This is a genomic window from Kribbella sp. NPDC048915 (assembly GCF_040649595.1).
In the GTDB taxonomy this organism is placed as follows: domain Bacteria; phylum Actinomycetota; class Actinomycetes; order Propionibacteriales; family Kribbellaceae; genus Kribbella.
This window is the reverse complement of record NZ_JBEZFT010000018.1, coordinates 1-21,407: the sequence shown is the minus strand read 5'-3', so window position 1 is coordinate 21,407 and position 21,407 is coordinate 1. Positions and strand designations below refer to the sequence as shown.

General features: G+C 65.5%; 32 protein-coding genes and 1 tRNA gene. 12 read left to right on the top strand and 21 right to left on the bottom strand.

Going from position 1 to position 21,407, the window contains the following annotated elements; translation table 11 throughout:
- Positions 1–29: 29 nt before the first annotated feature.
- The 13 genes from AB0B82_RS12505 to AB0B82_RS12445 form a co-directional block, all read right to left on the bottom strand.
- Positions 30–302: a hypothetical protein gene (locus AB0B82_RS12505; RefSeq protein WP_360165871.1), complete on the bottom strand. Its 273-nt coding sequence runs from the start codon at positions 300–302 to the stop codon at positions 30–32.
- Between the two features lie 114 nt (positions 303–416).
- Positions 417–1,472: a hypothetical protein gene (locus AB0B82_RS12500; protein WP_360165868.1), complete on the bottom strand. Its 1,056-nt coding sequence runs from the start codon at positions 1,470–1,472 to the stop codon at positions 417–419.
- Complete coding sequence (locus AB0B82_RS12495) at positions 1,472–1,735, bottom strand: hypothetical protein (protein WP_360165865.1); 264 nt, start codon at positions 1,733–1,735, stop codon at positions 1,472–1,474. Before AB0B82_RS12495 ends, AB0B82_RS12500 begins: the two co-directional genes overlap by 1 nt.
- Positions 1,732–2,118: a hypothetical protein gene (locus tag AB0B82_RS12490; protein WP_360165862.1), complete on the bottom strand. Its 387-nt coding sequence runs from the start codon at positions 2,116–2,118 to the stop codon at positions 1,732–1,734. The genes AB0B82_RS12495 and AB0B82_RS12490 overlap by 4 nt, the downstream gene beginning before the upstream one ends.
- Entirely contained in the window at positions 2,115–2,441 is a 327-nt protein-coding gene (locus AB0B82_RS12485) for a hypothetical protein (RefSeq protein WP_360165860.1), read from the bottom strand. The genes AB0B82_RS12490 and AB0B82_RS12485 overlap by 4 nt, the downstream gene beginning before the upstream one ends.
- Positions 2,438–2,656: a hypothetical protein gene (locus tag AB0B82_RS12480; protein WP_360165857.1), complete on the bottom strand. Its 219-nt coding sequence runs from the start codon at positions 2,654–2,656 to the stop codon at positions 2,438–2,440. The genes AB0B82_RS12485 and AB0B82_RS12480 overlap by 4 nt, the downstream gene beginning before the upstream one ends.
- A 2-nt stretch (positions 2,657–2,658) precedes the next feature.
- Entirely contained in the window at positions 2,659–3,501 is an 843-nt protein-coding gene (locus AB0B82_RS12475; protein ID WP_360165854.1) for an FtsK/SpoIIIE domain-containing protein, read from the bottom strand.
- Entirely contained in the window at positions 3,494–4,348 is an 855-nt protein-coding gene (locus tag AB0B82_RS12470; protein ID WP_360165851.1) for a hypothetical protein, read from the bottom strand. Before AB0B82_RS12470 ends, AB0B82_RS12475 begins: the two co-directional genes overlap by 8 nt.
- A 128-nt stretch (positions 4,349–4,476) precedes the next feature.
- Positions 4,477–4,824, bottom strand: coding sequence for a hypothetical protein (locus AB0B82_RS12465; RefSeq protein WP_360165848.1), 348 nt, complete (start codon positions 4,822–4,824; stop codon positions 4,477–4,479).
- 49 nt (positions 4,825–4,873) lie between these two features.
- On the bottom strand, positions 4,874–5,194 hold the full coding sequence (locus tag AB0B82_RS12460; RefSeq protein WP_360165845.1) for a hypothetical protein: 321 nt from the start codon (positions 5,192–5,194) through the stop codon (positions 4,874–4,876).
- A 149-nt stretch (positions 5,195–5,343) separates the two neighbouring features.
- Complete coding sequence (locus AB0B82_RS12455) at positions 5,344–6,087, bottom strand: GntR family transcriptional regulator (protein WP_360165842.1); 744 nt, start codon at positions 6,085–6,087, stop codon at positions 5,344–5,346.
- Positions 6,088–6,157: 70 nt separating this feature from the next.
- Positions 6,158–6,349 (bottom strand): hypothetical protein, encoded by a 192-nt coding sequence (locus AB0B82_RS12450; protein WP_360165839.1) that lies wholly within the window; start codon positions 6,347–6,349, stop codon positions 6,158–6,160.
- 2 nt (positions 6,350–6,351) lie between these two features.
- On the bottom strand, positions 6,352–7,194 hold the full coding sequence (locus AB0B82_RS12445) for a phosphoribosylaminoimidazolesuccinocarboxamide synthase (RefSeq protein ID WP_360165836.1): 843 nt from the start codon (positions 7,192–7,194) through the stop codon (positions 6,352–6,354).
- 153 nt (positions 7,195–7,347) lie between these two features.
- On the opposite strand from AB0B82_RS12445, the gene AB0B82_RS12440 reads away from it, so the two are divergent.
- The 3 genes from AB0B82_RS12440 to AB0B82_RS12430 all read left to right on the top strand — a co-directional run bounded on the left by AB0B82_RS12440 (position 7,348) and on the right by AB0B82_RS12430 (position 9,671).
- Positions 7,348–8,463 (top strand): Shedu anti-phage system protein SduA domain-containing protein, encoded by a 1,116-nt coding sequence (locus tag AB0B82_RS12440; RefSeq protein ID WP_360165833.1) that lies wholly within the window; start codon positions 7,348–7,350, stop codon positions 8,461–8,463.
- Between the two features lie 544 nt (positions 8,464–9,007).
- Entirely contained in the window at positions 9,008–9,484 is a 477-nt protein-coding gene (locus AB0B82_RS12435; protein WP_360165830.1) for a hypothetical protein, read from the top strand.
- Positions 9,485–9,569: 85 nt separating this feature from the next.
- A tRNA-OTHER gene (locus tag AB0B82_RS12430) sits at positions 9,570–9,671 on the top strand.
- A gap of 494 nt (positions 9,672–10,165) precedes the next feature.
- On the opposite strand, the gene AB0B82_RS12425 is transcribed toward AB0B82_RS12430, so the two are convergent.
- The gene (locus AB0B82_RS12425; protein WP_360165827.1) at positions 10,166–10,753 is read right to left on the bottom strand and encodes a TetR/AcrR family transcriptional regulator; all 588 of its coding nucleotides are present in this window, start codon (positions 10,751–10,753) and stop codon (positions 10,166–10,168) included.
- Between the two features lie 72 nt (positions 10,754–10,825).
- On the opposite strand from AB0B82_RS12425, the gene AB0B82_RS12420 reads away from it, so the two are divergent.
- Complete coding sequence (locus AB0B82_RS12420) at positions 10,826–11,731, top strand: ABC transporter ATP-binding protein (RefSeq protein WP_360165824.1); 906 nt, start codon at positions 10,826–10,828, stop codon at positions 11,729–11,731.
- Positions 11,731–11,961, top strand: a complete 231-nt coding sequence (locus AB0B82_RS12415) for a hypothetical protein (protein WP_360165821.1) — start codon at positions 11,731–11,733, stop codon at positions 11,959–11,961. Before AB0B82_RS12420 ends, AB0B82_RS12415 begins: the two co-directional genes overlap by 1 nt.
- Before the next feature lie 109 nt (positions 11,962–12,070).
- On the opposite strand, the gene AB0B82_RS12410 is transcribed toward AB0B82_RS12415, so the two are convergent.
- Positions 12,071–12,751 (bottom strand): alpha/beta hydrolase, encoded by a 681-nt coding sequence (locus AB0B82_RS12410; RefSeq protein WP_360165818.1) that lies wholly within the window; start codon positions 12,749–12,751, stop codon positions 12,071–12,073.
- A gap of 137 nt (positions 12,752–12,888) precedes the next feature.
- Between AB0B82_RS12410 and AB0B82_RS12405 the strand changes: the two genes are divergently transcribed.
- The gene (locus AB0B82_RS12405; RefSeq protein WP_360165815.1) at positions 12,889–13,554 is read left to right on the top strand and encodes a GntR family transcriptional regulator; all 666 of its coding nucleotides are present in this window, start codon (positions 12,889–12,891) and stop codon (positions 13,552–13,554) included.
- A gap of 4 nt (positions 13,555–13,558) precedes the next feature.
- On the opposite strand, the gene AB0B82_RS12400 is transcribed toward AB0B82_RS12405, so the two are convergent.
- The 4 genes from AB0B82_RS12400 to AB0B82_RS12385 form a co-directional block, all read right to left on the bottom strand.
- Positions 13,559–14,782 carry a DUF6596 domain-containing protein gene (locus tag AB0B82_RS12400; protein WP_360165812.1) on the bottom strand — a complete coding sequence of 408 codons (1,224 nt, stop codon included), beginning with the start codon at positions 14,780–14,782 and terminating at the stop codon, positions 13,559–13,561.
- A complete protein-coding gene (locus AB0B82_RS12395; RefSeq protein WP_360165809.1) occupies positions 14,779–15,102 on the bottom strand; it encodes a YciI family protein in 324 nt (107 codons plus the stop codon). The genes AB0B82_RS12400 and AB0B82_RS12395 overlap by 4 nt, the downstream gene beginning before the upstream one ends.
- Positions 15,103–15,210: 108 nt before the next feature.
- Positions 15,211–15,312, bottom strand: coding sequence for a PASTA domain-containing protein (locus AB0B82_RS12390; RefSeq protein ID WP_360165806.1), 102 nt, complete (start codon positions 15,310–15,312; stop codon positions 15,211–15,213).
- 172 nt (positions 15,313–15,484) lie between these two features.
- Positions 15,485–16,078: a TIGR03086 family metal-binding protein gene (locus tag AB0B82_RS12385; RefSeq protein WP_360165803.1), complete on the bottom strand. Its 594-nt coding sequence runs from the start codon at positions 16,076–16,078 to the stop codon at positions 15,485–15,487.
- A gap of 52 nt (positions 16,079–16,130) precedes the next feature.
- Here AB0B82_RS12385 and AB0B82_RS12380 point away from each other — a divergent pair, with 52 nt between their 5' ends.
- The 5 genes from AB0B82_RS12380 to AB0B82_RS12360 all read left to right on the top strand — a co-directional run bounded on the left by AB0B82_RS12380 (position 16,131) and on the right by AB0B82_RS12360 (position 19,153).
- Entirely contained in the window at positions 16,131–16,550 is a 420-nt protein-coding gene (locus AB0B82_RS12380) for a MarR family transcriptional regulator (RefSeq protein WP_360165800.1), read from the top strand.
- Between the two features lie 63 nt (positions 16,551–16,613).
- Positions 16,614–17,459: a hypothetical protein gene (locus AB0B82_RS12375; RefSeq protein WP_360165798.1), complete on the top strand. Its 846-nt coding sequence runs from the start codon at positions 16,614–16,616 to the stop codon at positions 17,457–17,459.
- A gap of 97 nt (positions 17,460–17,556) precedes the next feature.
- Positions 17,557–17,937: a DoxX family protein gene (locus tag AB0B82_RS12370; RefSeq protein WP_360165795.1), complete on the top strand. Its 381-nt coding sequence runs from the start codon at positions 17,557–17,559 to the stop codon at positions 17,935–17,937.
- A 50-nt stretch (positions 17,938–17,987) separates the two neighbouring features.
- Positions 17,988–18,497 (top strand): sigma-70 family RNA polymerase sigma factor, encoded by a 510-nt coding sequence (locus AB0B82_RS12365; RefSeq protein ID WP_360165792.1) that lies wholly within the window; start codon positions 17,988–17,990, stop codon positions 18,495–18,497.
- Positions 18,494–19,153, top strand: coding sequence for a zf-HC2 domain-containing protein (locus AB0B82_RS12360; protein WP_360165790.1), 660 nt, complete (start codon positions 18,494–18,496; stop codon positions 19,151–19,153). Before AB0B82_RS12365 ends, AB0B82_RS12360 begins: the two co-directional genes overlap by 4 nt.
- A 469-nt stretch (positions 19,154–19,622) precedes the next feature.
- On the opposite strand, the gene AB0B82_RS12355 is transcribed toward AB0B82_RS12360, so the two are convergent.
- Both AB0B82_RS12355 and AB0B82_RS12350 read right to left on the bottom strand, forming a co-directional pair.
- Positions 19,623–19,862: a hypothetical protein gene (locus tag AB0B82_RS12355; protein WP_360165787.1), complete on the bottom strand. Its 240-nt coding sequence runs from the start codon at positions 19,860–19,862 to the stop codon at positions 19,623–19,625.
- Positions 19,863–19,926: 64 nt separating this feature from the next.
- Entirely contained in the window at positions 19,927–20,595 is a 669-nt protein-coding gene (locus tag AB0B82_RS12350; protein ID WP_360165785.1) for a helix-turn-helix domain-containing protein, read from the bottom strand.
- A 66-nt stretch (positions 20,596–20,661) separates the two neighbouring features.
- Here AB0B82_RS12350 and AB0B82_RS12345 point away from each other — a divergent pair, with 66 nt between their 5' ends.
- Entirely contained in the window at positions 20,662–21,285 is a 624-nt protein-coding gene (locus tag AB0B82_RS12345; protein ID WP_360165782.1) for a flavin reductase family protein, read from the top strand.
- Positions 21,286–21,407 lie beyond the last annotated feature (122 nt).

Here is a 21,407-nt window from a genome sequence, read left to right as displayed (position 1 = left end):
TGTGGTGATGGGTGGTTGACGGTTACGTGTCAAGCGGCGGTGGGGTTGTCGCTCGGGACTTGCGGGCGGGCGGGGTCGAGGGTGGGGACGCCGAAGAGCTGGTAGCCGCAGCCGGGGCAGTAGCGGGCTTCGACGTGTCCGTCGAGGGCGATGACGGTGTAGTCGTCGCCGGGTTCGAGGACGGCGGGGCACCAGTCGTGGCCGTCGAGGTGGTCGTTGGCGGCCCAGTCGCACAGGAAGGTGCTGTCGGCGACGGCGTGATAGACGGTCACTTCGGCGTACGCGTTGTGGATGGTGGTCATCCTGGTTCCCTTCCTTCGGTGTGGTCTGGTGGGTGGTTCGGTGTTCGCCCTCGTCTCCGGGACCCCGTGGATTCCGGAGGCGAGAGCCAGCAACGAACTAGTTCGGCAGCTGGGTTACTCGTCGGGTACGAAGGTGGCTTCGCAGACGCCGCAGGTGATGTCTCCTTCTTCGAGAACCTGTTTGGCGACACGGATACGACGCGGGCACTGGCATGCACACGCGATCGCGTTGTTGTTGTTCTTGGTGGAAGTGCCGGCCACCATCTCGGGGTGGCGGTAGGCGATGAGCGCGGCCTTCAGGTCGGCGAGGACGCTCTTGTAGGTGGCTGCGGTTTCCTGCCGGAGGGTGCAGGGTGACCAGCCGATGCGGGGGTCTTTGGTGGTGTCGAGGCCGAGCTCGGAGGCGAGCGCGGCGAACTTCTGGTTGTGCCACCGGCCCTGCCTGCTGGTGTCCTTGATCCCGCGCACATCCGCGAGTGCGTGGGCGGCTTCATGCAGCAGAGTGGTGAACACTTCCTCGACGGGCCGCTTGAGTCCTTCGCCGGAGATGAGGACTTCGGCCAGGGCTTGTTCTCCGAGCTGCCAACGTGTGGGCGCGAAGTGCCCGTACTTGGCCTGTTTGGTGGCGGTGCCGGAGCCGACGATGATCACGACCGAGGGGACTTCGGTGTGGTTGGTCCGGATCGCGGACCATGCGGCTTCGAGCGCGGACACGAGTTCGGCTGTGGTGTGTTCGCCTTGACGCTTACGTGTCAGCCGCGCCTTCGGTGACAAGGCCGTGGACCCGGTCCGGGTCGTCTTGGAGGCCGTTGTCTTCTTGGCTCGTTTGACCGTGACGGTGACGGCGGGGTGGCTGGCGCCGGTGGAGCATTCGCGGAGCTTGTTGCGGACCGCGATCAGTGAGGCGTAGCCGGTGGCTCTGCCGCCTTCGGTGGCCCGGACGTGGTCCATCCGCTTCTGGACGGCGTTGAGTGCCGCTGTGGGGCTGCCCGCGTAGGTGGCGGTGGTCTTGGTGACCGTCCAGCCGTCAATGCCGGTGAGGGCGGTCGTGTTGTGGCCCGTGAGACCAGTGAGCTTGGTCGTCGTGGCCGGCCTTTCCCGATGCGCAACTGCCGAACCGGCTGTTGCGGTGGCCGGGGCCGTCGTCGGAGTGGTGGTGGCCGTGTGCATCAGTTGTCTCCGATCCATGTCGTGCGGAAGGTTTGGATGCGGGTTTTGATGTCAAAGACCTCGTTGAACAGGTCGAGGGCTTTGCCGTACTCGGCGTCGTCGATGACGTCGTTTTCGTCGGTGGTGCCGAGGCGTTGTTCGGCTTCGACGCGGATTTCTTCGCAGTGGTCGAGGACATCGCTGAACACGGCGTACATGGCTTGATCGAGTCGCCGGTAGCGGGCTGCCAGCTTCGCCGGGGAGGGCTTGCGGACGGTGCTCATGAGCGGTCCCCCGCCTCGTTCTGCGGGCCGTTCTCGATCGTGTTCGGGACGATGACCGGTCGGAGTTCGGTCGTGATGACCGGTCGGAGTTCGGTGATGTGGCGTTGGCAGATGAACGGCAGGTTGTCGTAGCCGAGGAAGACGAACCACCAGTGGGTGTCGCACTGGCCGAGGATCGTTCCCTGGTACCAGGCCCACGCCGGGTCGCGGTAGGTCACGGGGATATCGCCGCCGCGGTCCATGTCCCCGTACGGGGTCCAGACCTTGATGCCTTCGGGCAGTCGCCCGTCGTTGTCGATGAGTGCCCCGTTGTCTTCGAGCAGTCGCTTCCAGCCGCGGTACGTGTCCTGGAAGTCGCGCCGGTTCTGTCGGGTGTCGTTCATGGCTGGTCTCCGTTCTCTGCGGTCCAGTCGTTGGGGATGAAGACCTGGTCCTGGTTCCAGGTGTCGGTCTTGGTGGCGTGGTCGATGAGGTGTTCCTCGAGGAGTGCGCGTGCTTCGTAGAGCGCGTCGATCAGCTGGCTCAGCGCGGTGACGGAGCCAGTGATGAGTTCGAGTTCGATCGGGGTGTTGCCGAGGTCGATCGCGACCAGCGGAGTCTGGCCGTTGCAGGCCAGGTTGATGCCGGCCACTGTGTCGTCGCTGAACTCGTAGCCGATGAACATGCGGTCGTCGCGTTCGCCGCCGTTGGCGTCGTAGAACGTCATGACGCCACCGCCTGGTCGCCTCGGATGACGTAGGCGCGTTGCCAAGAACCGTTATGGGCTTGGCCGTTGCGGAGTGCGGACCAGCAAACGCCGCAGCGGTGTGGTTGGTCGGGGGAGTAGACGAAGGCTCCGCAGTCGTGGAGCCAGCCGGTGTTGCCGTCGGTGTCGCGGACGCTGGTGAAGGCGTCGGCGGGGACGGGTTTGATGGTGATCATGGTTATGCCGCCCTTCGGAGGTGTACTGCGCGGCGGACGATCTGGTTGACGTGGTGGTCTTGCAGGTGCGCCGTCTTGAGTCGGCGGGGGAATCCGCCTTCGGCACGGAGGAGCCCGACGCCCAGGGCTTCGGGTTCGATGTCCACGGCGGTATGGCCTTGGGAGGCCCAGCCGGTGCCGAGGATGATGTCCGAGCTGGAGTCGGTGGCGCACCGGAACGCGAGCCGGTAGCCGAACAGGTCCCGCAGCGAGGTCGGGACGATGTCAGCGCTCGGGCGCTGGGTGGATGCGACGGTGATGATGCCCGCGGCGCGGCCACGGGCGACGATGTCGCGCACCAGGGTGCGGAACTCTTCTTGCTGTTCCTTGGTGCCGACGGTGACGGTGAAGTACGCCAGCTCATCAATGCACAGGAGCTTGGCACGGAAGCCGTCGCCAGCGACGATCTTCTTACGGCCCGTGCGGGCCAGGTGCAGATAGCGCTGATCCAGGTCTGCTTGTTGTTCGCGCAGGACGCGGAGCGCCTTGGTCATGTCGTTGCCGACGAACTCTTTCGCGACCGGTGCATACGGCAGGAGTTCAACGATCTTGCCGTCGATCAGGATGAGATCCACGTCCGTGCACAGCGCGGCGTGGGCGACGATGTTGCCTTGGGCTACGGATTTGCCCGCGCCGGGTTCGCCGCCGATGAGGATGTTGCGGTACATCAGCGTCACGCGGACTCGTTTGCCGCGTGCGTCGAGGCCCAGGTAGATCGGGTCGTAGATGGACAGTGCACCCTTGGGTGCAGGGGTGACCCCCGGCTCGCGCCGGGGGAACACCGATTTCGGGTTGAAGCTAGACATAGTCGGACACGTCTTCTCCGTTGGCGCCCAAGATCACCGTCTGGCTGTCATTCACGGCAGCGGTGGTCTTGGTCTTGGATGTTCGAGCGCGCGTCTCACCACTGCCGGTTTTGGCCGGCCTTTCGTTCGTGGTGGACTCGGAGGCGCTGTCGGTGGTGTCGGGCGTGAGGAACGCCATGACAGCGTCGTCGGCGACTGCCGCTTCCGGCATGCCGCTGGTGTCGTTGAGCAGAGGCGAGTCGATGGTCTTCTTCGCCAAGGGGTCGCGGCGGTCGATTTCGATCCGCACGATGGCGGCGTTGCGCTTCGAGCGTGCGATGGTGGCCTTGCTTGCCCAGCATGCTGAGGCGAGGCTTTCGGCCTTGTTGTCGAGGTCTTCGACCGATTGGCCGGGGCGCATCCACAGCCACACGACTTGTCCGGTCTTCGTGGAGAAGCACCCCAGGATGAAGGGCAGGTTCCCCGAGTAGTTGAGGATCCGCAGCTCGATCAGGCAGGCACGAAGGCGGTGGCGGGTGATGACACACCAGATCCGGTTCAGGACGAACCGGCGTGCCGGATTGTCGGTGACGATCCAGCCACACAGGACGATGATCAGTAGGGCGTTGAGCCACAGCGGGTTCGACTGGAAGTAGCCGGTGATCGCTTCGCCGTGGGCGATGGTGATGTAGACGATTGCGGCCAGGACGTACAGTTCCCAGCGCCAGCGCCAGATGGTGAGGAGCAGAATGACCGGCCAGGTCTGATTGGGCCGGGTGATAGTTTCGACTGCTCCAGGCAGGACGCGGCTCGACCGTCCGCTGCGATGGGATCGCCAAGACGACTTCGAGCGGGTAGATTTGGGCATGACAAGACCTCCCATTGGTGGGGGTTGAGTCAGGAAAGACACCAAGCCGGGACGGGTTTCCTAGGCCAGTGGCCCGACTTGGCGTCTCGTTTCCAGGGAGCGGCCCTTTCGAGGGCCGTTCTTGGTTTCTAGCTGTTGTTCAGCGGTGTTGACACGTAGGTGTCAGCCGCGGTGGCTTCGGTCGAAGCCGACTTCCAGACGGCGTACGCGTAGTCGCGTGCGGCGTACAGATCGAGGCGACGATTGCAGGCCTCGCGGTACAGGTCCAGCAGTTGCCAGAACGCCTCCGAGGCGTAGACGGCGGTCGCGTCGTTGCTGATCGCAACGACTGGTTCAGCCCGGTTCAGGCTGCTGGCGATGCTCTGGTCCAGAAAGACCAGCACCAGTTCGATCTCGATGATTTCGTTGCACTTGGCCACGTACTCGGCCCGTGCCTGATTCGCGGTGATGGTTCGATGCTCCATCGATTGCGACATGACTACCCCTTAGCTGAGCAGTTGCACGAGATCACGGGACCAGTGGAGATCAGGACTTCGCGGAACCCGTCGCCGGGTTGAGGGTCTTGGCGCGGTACGCGACACCGTTCCGCCCATTGGTGGCCCACGGCATGGCCTCCAGCTCGACCGGCACGACAGTGGCGCCAACGTTGACCTTCGGCATGGCATTGCCCGCCAGAGTCACGTTGATCACCTCGCCGCCCGTCTCGTCGAGCGCCATCACCTGAACCGACCAGAGCAGCTCGTTGGTGTTCCGGTCAGCCTTCTGCCGGCCGTTCTGGTCCTTCTTCTCTTCCACACCCTTGGTGACCGTGAACGTCTTGCCCGTGGTGTCGATGTTCAGCTTCATCAGGAATCGCCCCTTCTAGGCGTCACACCCGCTCCCGTTGAGCGGGTGTTCTAGTTCAGATACTAGAACACCTATCTCGAGTCGGCAAGCACTAAGAGCGATGAACTTACAACTGAGGGTTGACACCTAAGCGTCAACCGCTTAGGCGATCAGTCGCCGAGGCGTCCTCGATAGGTCACTCGGCCGTACGTGATGCTCTCGCCGTACTCCAACACATCGCCGGTGTCGTCATAGATCCAGTTGCGCCCGAGCATGATCAAAGCGCCCTCTTCCAAGCCGAGACTTTCGGCCTGATCAGCCGTGGCGCTCGCAGGCTCGAACTGGTCCTGCCACGCATCGACGTTGCGCTTCAGGATGTTGGCCGCGTACATAAACGTGCCTTCGCGGATCCGCTCAGTGGTCAAGAGAAGCGGTGCGCGCTTCGCGAGATCACCACGGAAGTACGAAGTCGATGCCGAGATTGGTTTCCCGTCAGCCCTGAATGTCCTTCGTATGCGTCGAATCACCCGACTGCCGACCTTGACCCCAAGGGCATCCGCGATCTGCTCCGTGGCCTCAGTAAGTCCCGCGTCGGTGATCTTCGCGTACTGACCTGTCGGGTAGACCTTGCCGGTACGTCGAGCCTTCCCGACTCGATCGTTGGCCGCTCTGCCCCGTTCCTCTTCCGTGGTGACGAGGCTTCCAACACCGCGTTCCGGCTTGATGTACCCCTCGGCCCGGAGAGCCGACAGTGCCTTCTGGGCGGTCGCAATTGCCACGCCGTAATCGCGCATCAGCGAGCGGACTGACGGCACCAGGTCGCCGGCCTGCAAGTCGCCGTTCGAGATCTTGTTGCGGATCTCGTTCGCGATCTGCTGATACGGGGGAGCGGGACGCTCCAACTTCGGGGGCATGGCTGAACCTCAACGTCTCCAATCGGTGTTCTAGAACACCACCATCATAGGTGCTGGAGCGCGGAGGGGTCTAGTAATCGTCCCGCGCGTTGACCCGGTCGATGCCGCCATAGCCTGTGGCCGCCACCGAGCGGGCAATCTCAACGTCATGAGGATCTGGTTCGATCCCCTGTACTCTGGCCGCGAGCAGGCGTTTATGCACCTTCTGCAGCTCCAACACGTCAGCCAGCCGTGCCTCTGCGATCTCGTCCCAGGTAGCCATCGTCAATCCCACTTCAGACCGGTGATGCGTTCGTACATGGCAACGTAGCGGGCCCGCGTCTCATCAACGACCGCTTGGGGGATCTCCGGTCCGGGGGGAGTCTTGTCCCACGTGCCCAGATCGCGAGCCCAGTCGCGTACGAACTGCTTGTCGTACGAGATCTGCCGCTGTCCAGGCTTCCAGTCCTCGTCACGCCAGTACCTCGAGGAATCCGAGGTCAGAACCTCGTCCGCCAGGACCAAGGTCCCGTCCTTGGCGAGTCCGAACTCAAACTTCGTGTCCGCGAGGTGCACACCACGACCATCGGTGATCGCCGTAGCGCGCTTGAAGAGCTCTAGCGTCTTCTCCTTCAGAGTTTCTGCGAGCTCCGCCCCAACGGCCTCCGAGACCTCGTCGAAGGTCATCGGCTCGTCGTGCCCGTCCTCAGGGGCAGTCTTGGTCGTCGGTGTGAACACCGGCTCCGGGAGCTTGTCGCCTTCGAGCAATCCAGGCTTGATCTCGACGCCCGAGATCTTCCCGGTCTCCCGATAGGCATCCCAACCGAGGCCAGCCAAGTAGCCGCGGGCGATGCATTCCACCTGCACGATGTCGACCTGCTGGCACCGCACAGCGCGGCCCTCGAATTCGGCCGGCACATCGGTCGCTGAGATGACGTGGTTCGGCATCACGTCCGCCAACTGCTCGAACCACCAAAGCGACAGCGACGTCAGCAACTTCCCCTTGTCAGGGATCGGTGTCGGCAGCACCACGTCATAGACCGACACGCGATCAGTCGCAACTAGGATCACCTCCCCCGGGCGATCGCTGTACACATCCCGAACCTTGCCCCGATGCAGCAGTTCCACGGTTACTGTTCTAGCACACCTCCGAACGCATCGATCCTTCACCCCGCCCGATGTCATCTATCAAGGACACACCCATTCGGGTAGCGACTCTGTGTCACTACTGCAACCCTTCCTGAAGGGGATAGAACACCGTGGGGGAAGGGGAGTAGCGCCGTGAACGGCGACGACGAGTTCAAGATCTGGGTCGCAAATGAGCCAGTCGGGCCAGGGCAGATGGGGGGACAGGGGGCGACGATCAAAGTCGGCCCACTCGTCTGCAAGACCGTACGTGCTTTCAACTACGGCGACAGAGCAACTGGTGAGGTCAAGCGCCAGGAGTTGCGGTTCTCGACCTACCGCAAGCGCCGGAACGATCCCGGGTATGACTTCGATAATCCCGAGTCCTCATGGACATGTGAAAACGAGGAGATCCCGAAGCTGATCGCATTTCTGTCGTCCCAGGTGTCGGAGACAGGACGCTACCGGGTTGTTGACTCGCAAGACCCCACCGCCGGACTAATCGACTTGTTTGCGGACTCCGTGAACGTTGATCAGCTAGCGGCGGCGCTTCGTGCCCACAGTGACCTGCCGTCCGTGCTCGAACTGCTGGCTAGCACCGATGAGGGGCGGGCGGCGTCCGAGATCGCCGTTTTGGCGAGGCGGCGACAGCTCGTTGCCGAACTGCAGACGGCAGCCTTGTCGCCCACTGCCACCGAGACGTCCATGCAGAAACTCATCGGCGAGGCGTACTGGCTATTTGGAGGCCGCTACTCGGGTATCGCCGACCGTCGAAACCTGACGGCGCTCGATCAACACGACATTCCGCTGTTAGGGGCCGATGGGACGCTGCATGTCGTCGAACTCAAGGGACCAGTGATCCCCAAGCTCGTCAAGCGGCACCGAAACCACTGGATCGTTGGCAATGACGTTCATGAAGCCACGGCCCAGGCGATGAACTACCTACGCAGTCTCGACGAGCAAGGGATGGGATTATCGAAGATCTACGAGAGTGATCTCGGGGAGCAGTACGACTTCCGCAGGGTATTCGCGACTGTAGTCATTGGGCATCCGCACCACGTGCCTGAGGTGCCAGAACACCTGATCGATCAGACCGTTCGGTCGTACAACGCCCATCTATCGCGGATCGAAGTTGTGACCTACAAGAACCTCTTCGACGCGGCCGAGAAGGCCCTTGAATTCGAGCAGAGTACTCAGGAGTTGGACGGCCAACCACCGTTCGGCGACACGGACGACTGGCTACCCGGATCCCTTGAGGAACCGCCGTTCTAACTGCCCGCTCCATGAGTCCGAGTTGTGAAACACCAACAGATCCGCGTGCCCGAACGCCACCTGACAAGTTTCTCTACGTCTTCAAGACGGGCCCCTCCAGGGGCCCGAATGCGCGCCGCCACCACAGGGCGGGCCGCCTGCCCGCCACTCCGCTAGCGCTCCGCTCTGGGCGCGTCCCTTGGCTTGGCGCGCACGTGCCAAAGGGTGCCAGGTCGAAGACAGCAAGAACTCGCCAACAACGCCCGACAACCTGCCGGTGCAACACTCGCCGAAACGGCCGGCCACTCACCTTCTCCTGCTGGCCCACGCGCGAGTTCGCCTGTGGGTTCCCGCATCGCCCCGACAGCAATCATGGAGGGGACGGCACGGCACGGCACGCGTCAAGGCAAGGTCGCTCCGCTCCCACTCGCAAGCTCGACCTTGACCCGCACCGCACCGCACCTAAGGGCGGCAGCTATCGGGGCGATGCGGGAGGTCTGTTCGTGCGGTTGACACGTAAGCGTCAAGTGCGCGCAGTTGCGGAGTAGGACGCACAATGTGTCGCATGGGACAGCACCGGCGGCGCATACGGCTTGGACGCCCATCCGGCGAGGCAATGCGTGTGGGACTCGTGTTGCTCGCTCTGCTGCCGTTGGGTATCTGGATCACCATTTTTGATCGGGACGAGGACGATCTCCTTGCGGACGCACCGGTCGTGACTGGCGTCGTTGTCGACGAGCCCGTGCCCATTATCGACCGCGGACAACCACTGACAGTCTCGTTCACGACCTCGCGTGGCGAGCACGTTGAGACGACGATCGAGAAGTACCTGGTTCCTCGGCGAAGCAAGGGACAGAGCATCGACATCCAGTACGCCTACAACGGCGATGAAGTCTTCGCGCGCGAAGCCGGTTGGGAGCCCGACTTCTGGAGCCGATACGGCTACCTCTGCATGGGAATGGTCGGCGCCGCCGCCGGGACCGCAGTTCTCCTTACAAGCTCGCGTCGCCGAGCAGCGCCTGACGGCCGACACGGCATGTAGGTGCTCTGAGCCACCTCTTTCGCCACCACTTTGGACGCACAACGCCGCGAGATGATGGCAAGCGACGGCAATCACACTGTGTGAGAGTTCCCAGGTCAGACGGCAGAGTCGGCGACCAGCGGACGTCGATGCCAGACGTGGATACCCAATCCGCGGGTTGTGGGTTCGAGTCCCACGGGGCCTACCAGTTTCCGCAGGTCAGACGCAGATCGGCGCGTCGGCCGCGACCGTCGGGCCTGCACCAATTCTGCCAATACGTAGAGTGACCGATGTAGGCCCGTCTGAGGGGATCGGCGCCACCGCACAGCCAGCTGGCGGCGCGGTGCTGAGCGACGTATCGGCTCCTGTCGCACTGCTCTCGTTTCCGAATCTCTCTGCGTGACTGAGGGTGGACCAGGAGCGGGACGAGGAGCTTGCCGATGCCGTGGCCATCGAAGTCCAGGTTGATGGTCACTTTGCTCGAGGTGGAGTCGCGGAGCGGTTCGACTGTGACGTTCACTCGAGACCTGATCGGGCTGTGGGTGCCGTGGATCGCCCAGGCTCGGGGAGGGGCGAGGACGGTGACCTCTGAGGTGGCAGGGAACGCCTGTCGTCATGAAGACGAACGGCGCGCCGCCGAGATCGCAACTGGTCGCATCGAGTCCAAAACATCAGGACGACGCGCAGGCTTCGACATCGCGGTCAACCTCGCGATGGGTCGGCGGCGATGGCGGTCACGGCTGCGCCGATCACCTCTGTGATGGTGTCTGCGGCGGTGTCCGGTGCGGGTGTGCCGGCGTCAAGCCAGGCGATGACGGCCTCGATCGCGATGGTGGGGATGAGGTCGGCTGCCCAGCGTAGTCGCGCCGGGTCCTTGATGGCTTCCTTCAGGTACGGCGCGGCCGTGGACTTCATGGCGTCGCGGAGCTCGTCCGCGTGGCGTCGGAACTCGGGTTCTTGTCCGGACTGGCGGAAGAACAGCCGGAAACCGTCGGGGTTGTTCCGGGCAACCGAGACGAGCGCCTGCAGGCCGTTCGCCGTGAGGTGGTCCGGGTGTCCGGTCGCGACGCGGAGTTCATCGCTGATCTCGGCGAGGACCGCCTCGTAGAGCTGTGTCTTGGAGTCGAAGTGCCGATAGATCAGGACCCGGCTGACGCCGGCTTCTGTGGCGACGTCGTCCAGGTTCGTCGCGGCGAATCCGCTGCGGGCGAAGGCGCGCGCGGCGGCTTGGATGAGCAGCCGGCGGCGCTCGGGCCGCTTGAGCAGCTTGCCCTCGGATGGGTTCGCCATCGTGGGTCTCGTCCTCTCGAGGTGTTTACAGCTCTGTTGACACTTTGCTGTTAACACTTCATCGTAGTCGTCATGAGCGCCGGGATCGAGGTACGCGGGTTGTCGAAGTCGTTCGGGTCGGTCCGGGCTGTCGATGATCTGACCTTCACCGTCGCCCGGGGAACAGTGACTGGCTTCCTTGGGCCGAACGGTGCAGGAAAGACGACGACGTTGCGGATGGCGCTGGGCCTGATCCGGCCGGACGGGGGCGAGACCACGATCGGCGGGGTCGCCTACTCCGACATCGCCGCGCCGGCGTCGGTCGTCGGTGCGGCGCTGGATGCGTCCGGGTTTCATCCCGGTCGGACTGGTCGCGCCCACCTGCAGATCTACGCCCGCGTGAACGGTTTCGCACACCAACGAGTCGATGCCGTACTCGAGATGGTCGGTTTGACGGCTGCCGGTCGACGACGCATCGGCGGGTACTCGTTGGGCATGCGTCAGCGTCTTGCGCTCGCGGTCGCGATGCTGGGTGATCCACAGGTGCTGGTGCTCGACGAACCTGCGAACGGGCTCGATCCCGAGGGAATCGTCTGGCTTCGTCAACTGCTTCGTCGCCTCGCGGACGAGGGCAGGACCGTTCTGATCTCCAGCCACGTGCTGACCGAGATGCAGCAGCTTGTCGATCACGTGGTGATCATCGGCGGCGGGCGCCTGCTGTACCAGGGACCAGTGGCCGAGCTTGCGAACCGTCATGCAGCGGTGGTCGAGGTACGCACCCGGTACGGCGACCAACTGCGCGCGGCGTTGACCGACCAGTACGACGTCAGCGTGACAGCTGCGGACAACGGCGTACTGCTCGTCGAAGGAGTCGACGCGGCGGCGGTGGGCCGAGTCGCGTTCACCGCCGGGGTCGAGCTGGAGTGGCTGGCGCAGCGCGACAGTGATCTGGAAGAGCTGTTCTTCAAGCTCACGGCCGATGCGCGGGTAGGTGCGTGATGGCGCGGTTGATTTCCGGCGAGTTCGCCAAGTTGTGGTCGACTCGGCTCTGGATGTGGTTGCTGCTGGCCACAATAGGACTGACGGCGCTGTTCGCGAGCCTGAACATCGCGTTCAACGACGATCCCGCGACGCTCGCGCCGCCGCTGGCGACGGCGGCACGACAGCGACTGCTGTTCGGTACCGCGGCAGGTACCGGCAACGGAATCCCCGCCACCGCGATGGGGTGATCGCCGCGGTGACCTTCTTCGCATTGCTCGGCGTCGGGCTGGGTGCGTTGCTACGTGATCAGGAACCGTCTCAGCTGCGACGCCCGGCGCTGGGACGGCAAGCGGGTTGTTACGCGCTTTCGGCGGCTTCGGCGATGGTGTCGGCGACGGTCTTGGACTGGGTGATGAAGAGGGCGTGGCTGCCGGAGACGTTCGTGATCTTGGCGTTGGCGCGCTTGGCCATGTGCTGGAGCATGGCCTGGTCGAAGGACTTGTCTTCGGTGGCGATGACGGCCCAGGCGGGCTTGTCGTGCCAGGCGGCGTGGGTGACCGGGGTTTCGAAGACGGCCATGTTGATCGGGACCTGCGTGTCGCGCAGGAAGGCGGCGTCGGCGTCGTTGAGATCGTGGGCGAAACCAACCTTGAACTTCTCGCGGTTGAGGAACCCGTACCCGTCCTCGCCGACGTCGATCACGAAGTCGGGCGTTTCGGCGAAGCCTTCGTACTGCTTCGCGGTGTTCTCGCCGGAGTCAGGTGCCAACGCCGACACGTAGACGAGCGCGGCGACCTTCGGGTGGTTGCCGGCCTCGGTGATGACGGTGCCGCCCCACGAGTGTCCGACGAGGACCGTCGGGCCGTCCTGCTGCTCGAGGATTCGGGTGGTCGCGGCGACGTCGTCCGCGAGGGAAGTCAGCGGGTTCTGCACGATCGTCACGCGGTACCCGCGGGCCGTGAGGTCGTCGTACACGTTGCGCCAGCCGGAGCCGTCCGCGAACGCGCCGTGCACGAGTACGACGTTCTTGATGCTCATGATGTGGTCCTCCCTCGGCCGCCGGGTGTTCCCGGAACGGGAGCTGCAGGGGCCCTGGCAACCGCCTCCGATATGCAATATATCGGAGCGCGCAGCCCGTGCAACAGCCCGCAGAGAGCAGGGTGCAATATGTTGGTGTGCCGATTCCCCGGAACTCACCGACCGTAGACCGCACCCTGCTGCGCGACGACGTCTACCGACGCCTTCGGGACGCCATCGTCGACGGGACCTTCCGGCCGGGTGAGCAGCTCAAGGACAACGAGCTCGCGGCCTGGCTGGGTGTCAGCCGTACGCCGGTGCGCGAGGCGCTGCTGCGCCTCGGAGCCAGCGGGCTGGTGGTGGCGCTGCCGGGGCGTTCGACGACGGTGAGCACCATCGACGTTCAGGCGGTCAAGGACGCGCGTGATGTCGTCGCCGCGATGCACGAACTCGCCGTACGGGAGGTGACGGGCCGCCTCGCACCGGAGGACGTCAAGGAGATGCGGGACGCCAACCGCCGGTTCGCCGAGGCGGTGGAGAAGGGCGATGTCAGCACCGCCCTTGCCGCGGACGAGGAACTGCACGGCGTGCCGGTCAAGGTTCTGGGCAACCAGGCGCTCGAGTCGGTGATCGAGCGCTACGACCCGCTGATCCGGCGCGCGGAGCGGATGCGGTTCGGCGTCGACGGGCGCGCGTCGGTCGGTCGCCACGAGAAGCTCATCGACCTGATGGAAGGCGGCGACGCGGACGGCGCCGCGGCCGTGTCGTACGACATCTGGCACAGCCTCTCGATCGATGACCCAGGCAACGAACTCCGGACCTGATGCCCTAGCCCAACTGGTCCCGGCGGCGACGGAGATACGCGATCTCACCAGTGTTCCCGGCCAGCTCGATCGCCCGGTCGTACGCCTCCCGCGCCTGCTGACTCCGCCCCACTCGCCGCAGCAGATCGGCACGAGCCGCGTGGTACGCGTGATACCCGGACAGTTGGCCGGCCAGGCGATCCACGATCCCGAGCGCCACGTCCGGACCGTCCAGCTCGGCGACGGCGATCGCCCGGTTGAGCTCGACGATCGGCGACCGATCGATCAACACCAGTTGGTTGTACAAGGCAAGCACCTGCGACCAGTCGGTGTCCCGAATGTCCCGCGCTGAGGTGTGTACGGCGTTGATCGCGGCAAGGATCTGGTAGCGGCCGGGAGGAATCCCGGTCGCGATCCGGGATCGCACCAACTGGTGGCCCTCGGCAATGAGTGTGGTGTCCCAGGCGCCACGATCCTGCTCGTCAAGAGGCACGAGCTCGCCGGTGGCCGAGACCCGTGCGGTACGGCGGGCCTCGATCAGCAGCATCAACGCCAGCAGCCCCGCCACCTCACCGTCGTCCGGAAGCAGCGCACGGATCAACCGCGTGAGCCGGATAGCCTCCGAGGTCAACTCGTGCCGCACGGGATCCGAATCCGGACCGGTCGCGAGATACCCCTCGTTGAAGACCAGGAAAAGCACCGCGAGTACGCCGGACACGCGCGCCGGCAGATCCTCCGCGGACGGGACGCGGTACGGAATCCCGGCCGCCTTGATCTTGGCCTTCGCGCGGGTGATCCGCTGACCCATCGCAGTTTCCTGCACGAGGAAGGCGCGCGCGATCTCAGGGACTGTCAGCCCGCCGACCATCCGCAACGTCAGCGCAACCCGGGTCTCCATCGCCAGTGCTGGGTGGCAGCAGGTGAAGATCAGCCGCAGCCGGTCGTCGTCGATGACGCCGAGGGGCTCAGGCGGTTCGGCGTACCACATCTGAGCCTCCTTTTGCTTGTCGTCGCGCTTGCTCTCGCGCCGGATCCGGTCGATGGCGCGGCGGTTGGCGGTGGTGGTGAGCCAGGCGCCGGGGTTGGGCGGTACGCCGTCGGCGGGCCAGTGTTCGACGGCAGCGGCGAACGCCTCGGCGGCCGCCTCCTCGGCGATGTCGAGATCGCCGAAGCGCCTGGTCAGCGAGGCGACCACCCGCGCCCACTCTCCGTGATGCGCCTGGGTGATCGCTTCCTCGACGTCGCTCACAGGAACGGCCGGACCTCGATCTTGCGGTCGCAGACCTTCGACGCCTCGGCGGCAAGCTTGAGCGCGACGTCCAGGTCCGGGCACTCCCACACCCAGGCGCCGGCCAGGTACTCCTTCGTTTCCACGAACGGACCATCGGTGACCAAGGACTGCTCGCCCCGGTTGTCGACCACCGTGGACGCCTCGGGAGCCGCGAGTCCGCCGGCGAACACCCAGTAGCCCTCGGCGATCAGCCGGTCGTTGAACTCGTCGATGTCCGGCATCCGGTCCGTGCTGCCCGGGTTCTCTTTGTCGTCGATCACGGAAACGAGGTACTGCATCTGACGATCATCTCCTCCGCTGTCGGCACCGCTCAGCCCATCTTCGCTGCTGCGCGGTTCTACTGGTACGACGAACTCCGCGCGGCCGATCCGACAACGGTCGCGAAATTACTCGCCGATCTTCTTCGAGCGAAGCGTGATCTTGGTGTCGGGCGCTACCTTCGTCCCCGGAGCCGGCTGCTGCGAGACCACGACCCTGTTGCGGTCCACGATGGGTGCGCGGCGGTCGCGTGCTGCCGACCAGCGACACAGCACCACCGACCGGGCCGGTCCACCAACGCCGAGTCACCATCCCCCTCCCCGCGGGACGAACGCTCCGCAGATCTGGTACCCATCCGCCGCCGAAATCATCACCTTCCGTTATTAGTTGCCGACAGCAAACTCACTGCGGCCAACTCGGAGTACGGCCGAGATGCGCCACGATCCGGTCCAGCCGATCCTCTCCGGACCAGGAGACGGCCGGCGCGAACGGCGTACCCGGTGCGAGCCGGATGTCCCCAACCGGTACGACCTGCGCCACCGCCTCGGCTGCCTCGAGCGTGGCCGGCGCGAACGGCACCGTCGTACCGAGTGATTTCGCCACGTCCCAGCTGTGGACGACGTAGTCGATGAAGTGAAAGCTGATCGCCTGCGCGCCGGGGAAGGCCGCATCCGGACCGAACTCGGTCAGCGGGAAGGTGCGGTCCACGACGCCGGGCTCCGCGAACGCCTCCAGTACGTGCTCCGCGGACGCGATGTAGGCCTTCACCGGGTCGTCGCCCAGGTCACGCAGCTTCCACGCGTCCGGATCGGCGGAGCCGCGAGCGGCGGCGGCGAATCCGTAGTGCTGCGTGGCCATGTGGGCGAGCAGCCCGTACAGAGTCCAGGCCCGGCACGGCGTCGGCCTGGACAGATCGGCAGGGGTGGCGGTGGCGGCGAGGTCGATGCTGACCCGGACGGCTTCGGCGTCCAGGGCCACGTAGTCAATAGTATGCATGTGCATATCGTAGGCGCTAGCATATGATTGCGCTAGTGTTACCTTTTCGGACATGGTCTCGGAGCGTCCTGATCTCGCCGCGATGCTGTACCCGCTGGTGCGGGAACTGATCGCGCTCGAGCAACCCGTGCTCGCCGCACACCACGTGTCGATGTGGGGGTACTCCGTGCTCACCGCGCTCGACGGCACCCCGGTCCGGACGCAGGCCGCGCTCGCGGAAGCGATCGGCGCGGACAAGTCCCGCATCATCGGAACCCTCGACGAACTCCAGCAGTCCGGGCTGATCGAGCGCACTCCGGATCCCGCCGACCGTCGCGTTCGGCTGCTCGCGATCACGCCGGAAGGACGTCGGGTACGGCGTGCTGTGCGCAAGGAGATCCAGGCGCAGGAGCAGAGCGTCCTGGACTCGCTCGCCCCCGCCGATCGCAAGGCGTTCCTGCGCATCCTGCAGCAGCTCCACAGCTCACGCTGACGGTGGAGGGCGATCCCCCGCGCGGGTGATCCGTGCCGATCGGCGTCTCGCCAGGCTGGTCGTATGAGACGAGCAGTGTTGGTCTGGGCGATGGCGTACGGCGGTCTGCGGCTCTGGTTCGCGACCGGACACGCGCCGGAGTGGAAACTCCCGGGCAACGACCTCCTGATCCCGCACTGGGTCGCAGTCGCCGGCTGCCTGCTCACCGCGCTGGTCATGCTTCGCCGACCGGGACCGGGGCGGATCTGGCCGCGGCTGTTGTGGGTGCTCGCGGCGGGCTGGGTCGCGGCGGCCGGGTTCATCCTGCTCGATCTGGTCGCCGCCGTTCTGCCCGGTCTCGGCATCCCGTTCGACCCGCTCGGAATGCTCAGCCGGCTCGGCGCGGTGACCGGCGCCGTCCTGCTCGCCCGCCTCGCGAAACGCCATCAGCCCGACGCCGAACCCTGGCCGGATGCGGTCCCGATCGTCGGCGCCTGTCTCGCAGTAGTCGGCTGCCTGACCCGGCTGGCCGCGCAGGCGGTCGTCGGCTTCGACAAGACGCCGTACGAGAGCAATCTGTCGATCCTGCTGTTCGAAGGTGGCTTCATCCTCGCCGGGACACTCCTCCCGTTCCTCCTCGTTCACAAGATCGGCCGGTACTTCCCACACCGGCTCCTGCTCGTTCCGGCGTACACGATCGGGGTCGGTATGACGGCGTACTTCGCCGTCGGCCTGATCCAGATGACCGTCAACGCGGTGCAGGGCAAACCGGCGTACGGCGACGTCGGTCTGCCGGAAAGCTTCTTCTGGGTCGCGGTCCCGGCGTACGTCGTGTGGGGTGTCGGACTGACCCTCGCCGCCCGCGGCTACCAAGGCGCCATCCGAAAGACAATCGATTCGGAGTGTGATCTTCGCGTCACGCAGCGTTGAACCAAGCTGACCGCTCAATCGTTCGAACCAGGCACAACCGCTACCACACCGCGAGGAGTGAGGCCCTGTGCAGGTGCTCGAGCGTTATCAGAGGGAAGTGATCGGCATTTTCCGGATCGTCGTGGGGTTCCTGTTCGCCACCCACGGCGCGGCCGCGTTGTTCGGAGTACTCGGCAGCAAGCAGGCCGACCTGTTCGCCTGGCCGTCCTGGTGGGCGTCGGCGATCCAGTGCGTCGGCGGCGCACTGGTGATGATCGGGGCCGGGACGCGGTATGCCGCGCTGCTGTGCTCCGGGTCGATGGCCTACGCGTATTTCACCGTGCACCAGGCGGATGCTCTGCTGCCTGTGCAGAATGGTGGCGAGAAGGCGGCACTGTTCTGTTTCGCCTTCTTGCTGATCGCTGTCCTGGGCAACGGCGCCTGGTCGGTGCAGCGCACCGCGAGCCGGCGAGAACCGGCGGCCGCAGCGGCAGAGTGACCAGCGTCGACCCGATGTTCGACCCGACCTTCCACAGAGCAGGAGCGCCGATGGCCGATGACCGGGCGACGCTGCTGCGTGACCTGCACGACGTGCACGCTCCTGCCCTGTGGCGGTTCGTCGTCCGGTTGACCGGTGACGACCGGCTGGCCGAGGACGTCGTCCAGGAGACCCTGCTGCGGGCCTGGCGACGTCCGAACATCCTCACCGAGGACGAGGCCGGCGCCCGCGCCTGGCTGTTCACCGTCGCCCGGAACCTGGTCATCGACGACCGGCGCAGCGCCCGCGTGAGCCGGGAGGTCGCCAGCGATGACCTGCCGGAGAATCCGAGTGCTGACCACGCGAACGCCGTACTCGATTCATGGCTGGTTGCCGAGTCGCTGGCGCAGTTGTCGGACGAACACCGGCAGGTGATCGTGCGTGCGTACTACGGCCGCCGTACCGTCACCGACATCGCCGAGGAGTTGGACATTCCGTCGGGCACCGTGAAATCGCGGTTGCACTACGGGCTGCGGGCGTTGAAGCTCGCGCTGCAGGAGAAGGGGGTGACGAGCCAGTGAGTGACCCGTACCGGGACTGGGATGCGGCCTACTTGCTCGGCGCGTTGTCGGCGAAGGACCGACGGCTGTACGAGGAGCATCTGTCCGCGTGCGCGGAGTGTTCGGCCGCCGTTGCGTCGCTGGCCGGCGTACCGGGGGTGCTCGCCGCGCTGCCGGCCGACCGCGCGATGGCGGCCATCCCGGACCCGCCGAACCTGTTGCCCGACCTGGCGCGCACGGTGCAGCGCGACCGGCGCCGGCAGCGGATCCGCTTCGCCGCGTTGACGACCGGCATCGCCGTCGCCGCCGCGGTGATCGGCGCGCTGGTCATGATCCCGCTGACCCGCGACCAACCGAAGGGTGACTACGTCGTCCTGGCGCAGACCGTGTCCAGCAAGCTGTCCGCGGACGCGCGGCTGGTACCCGAGCCGTGGGGTACGACGATCGAGATCAGCTGCCGGTACGACGAACTCGCGACGCCGAGCGAACGCGCCCGCGGGTACGAGCTGTACGTGACCGACACGTCCGGTCACGTCGAACTGATCGCGAGCTGGACGTCCTCACCCGGGACCACGGTGAAACCGGCGGCGACCACCAAACTGCGGCGCAACGAGATCAGCGCGCTGGACATCCGCAGCTCCGAGACCGGCCGGGTGTTGCTCGCTGTCCGCTTCTGATCACGCATGGGCAGTGTTGACCTGGGCACCTACCTAGCAAGAACCGCGGTCGCTCGAGAGGTCGTTGGTTCAGACCCCGGTGTTCAGGGACGTGCGCCGGGGTCGCCTCCTGCCCAGGGCTTGTTTCCTCCACAGGGTTGGCGTTCTGGTCTTGTCCTGTATCGACTCCTGTATCGACTCCTGGATCGACGCGGCGCTGTGATCCACCTGGCGGAAAGTTCTGCCGAATCTGTAACACTCGCGCCGTCACCGCCGATACACCGTGTGTAACGCCACTGAGATTCCCGTCCCAGGTCGATCCGCCCGAAGGATCTGGGGCGGGTTTCTCGATGCTTCTGAGGCGCCGGCTGGTGCGTTACGTGCGAAGGCCCCCGGTGGATTCATCACCCACCGGGGGCCTTCGCGCTGCGTTCCCTCCCTGGAACGATCTCTCCGGCGCCCTCCTCCGGCGCCTGTTTCGGCGTCTCTGCTACGACGCCTTCTCAGTCGGGCCGTCCGACGCCGGCAGTGCGATCCGGTCTGCCGGGAGGCGTTCCGTCCGCTCGCTGCCGTCGTCGCCCTCGTACTGCACCAGGGCGGTCCATCCCGACTCCTCGTGGTCGCGGCCGATCAGCCAACCGCGGTACCAGGTGCCGTCCACGAGCACGACGACATGGCTGGGCAGAGGGAGTCGGGACACCAACTCGGTGCCGGGCTCGAACTCAGTCATGGCCCGAAGGCTAGGTGCAATTCGGTCGCGGCGCCTGTTGAAAGCGTGTTCCCGCCGTTCCTTCTCAGAATCCGAAACCCTCGACCGCCCCGTCGACCTTGAGCGCGCGGCCGCCGGGGATGTGCTTCACCCAGCCCTGTTGCAGCGCGTGAGTACACAACGCCGCACCGACCGTACCCCCAAGATGCGGTCGTCGTTCGGTCACGTCCAGGCAGGCACGGACAGCCGGCCGACCTCGCCGTACCGGAAGCTCGATGCCGAGATTTTCCAGCCAGACATGGCCTTTCGCGGTCAACGTGATCCCGTCGGACCAGTCGACCAGGCCGCGCTCGGTCATCGCGTCGGCGATCGTGACGCCGAGCTTTCCGGCCAGGTGGTCGTAGCAGGTGCGCGCTCTCGCGAAGGCGTCTCGTCGGCTGTGTGCGGCAAGGGTGTTCTCGAGCTGGGCGCGTTGCGGCGGCGCGAGTGCGGCGAGGTTCTCGATGAGTTCGGCGGTGTCAGGGCCGGCGAGCTTCACGTAGCGGTGACGGCCCTGACGTACCTCGGTGAGCAGGCCGCCGTCGACCAGGACATTCAAGTGTTCGCTGATGGTCGGGCGGGAGACCTTGGCGAGTTTGGCGAGCTCCGATGCGGTCCAGTCCCGGCCGTCGAGCAGCGCCAGGCACACGGTCGCCCGCGTCCCGTCCGCCAGCATCCGCGCCCAGCCGGCCAGCTCCTCGCCCTCGGCAGTCATGCCTCCATGATGCCGCCGTCACGGTTAGGCAGCGGCCGAATCGTCCCGTACCTACCCTCGATCGGTGTGACACATCTGACGATCGAACCGTCCATCCTGTACGTCGGAACGCCGGTCGCACTGCTCAGCACCGAGAACGAAGACGGCACCACCAACCTCGCACCGATGTCCTCGGCGTGGGCGCTCGGTGATGTGGTCGTGCTCGGACTCGGTACTGAAGGCCAGACCGCGATCAACCTGCGCGAGCGGCCGGAGCTCGTCATCAACTACCCGCCGCCCGCGCTCTGGGAATCCGTCGAACGCCTCGCGCCACTGACGGCGGCCGATCCGGTGCCGGCGCACAAGCAGGCCCGCTTCCGTCATGAGCGGGACAAGTTCGGCGCTGCCGGTCTGACACCCGTTGCGTCTGAGCTGGTTGGTCCGCCGCGGGTCCTCGAATGCCCGCTCCAGTTCGAAGCCGTGGTCGACGCCGCCGAACTCGATGCCAAGGGCAACTTCCTGATCGCTCAGGCCCGGGTACTGCGGGTGCACGCCCACGCCGACGTCGTCGTACCCGGCACCTCGCACGTCAACCCAGCCGCCTGGTCGCCCCTCATCTACAACTTCCGCCACTACTTCGGCCTGGGCCCCGAACGAGGCCACTCCTTCCGCACCGAAACCCCCACCCCCGCCCGCTCGCCCAGCCGATAGCACTTCATTTCGCCCCTGACCCTCTACAGAGCCTGTTGCGGAATGGGGCGTGGCGCTGGTGGTTCTGGTGGGTTGGGGGTTCGAGGATTGGGTGGTGGCGAACTCGTATCGGCCGGTTGATC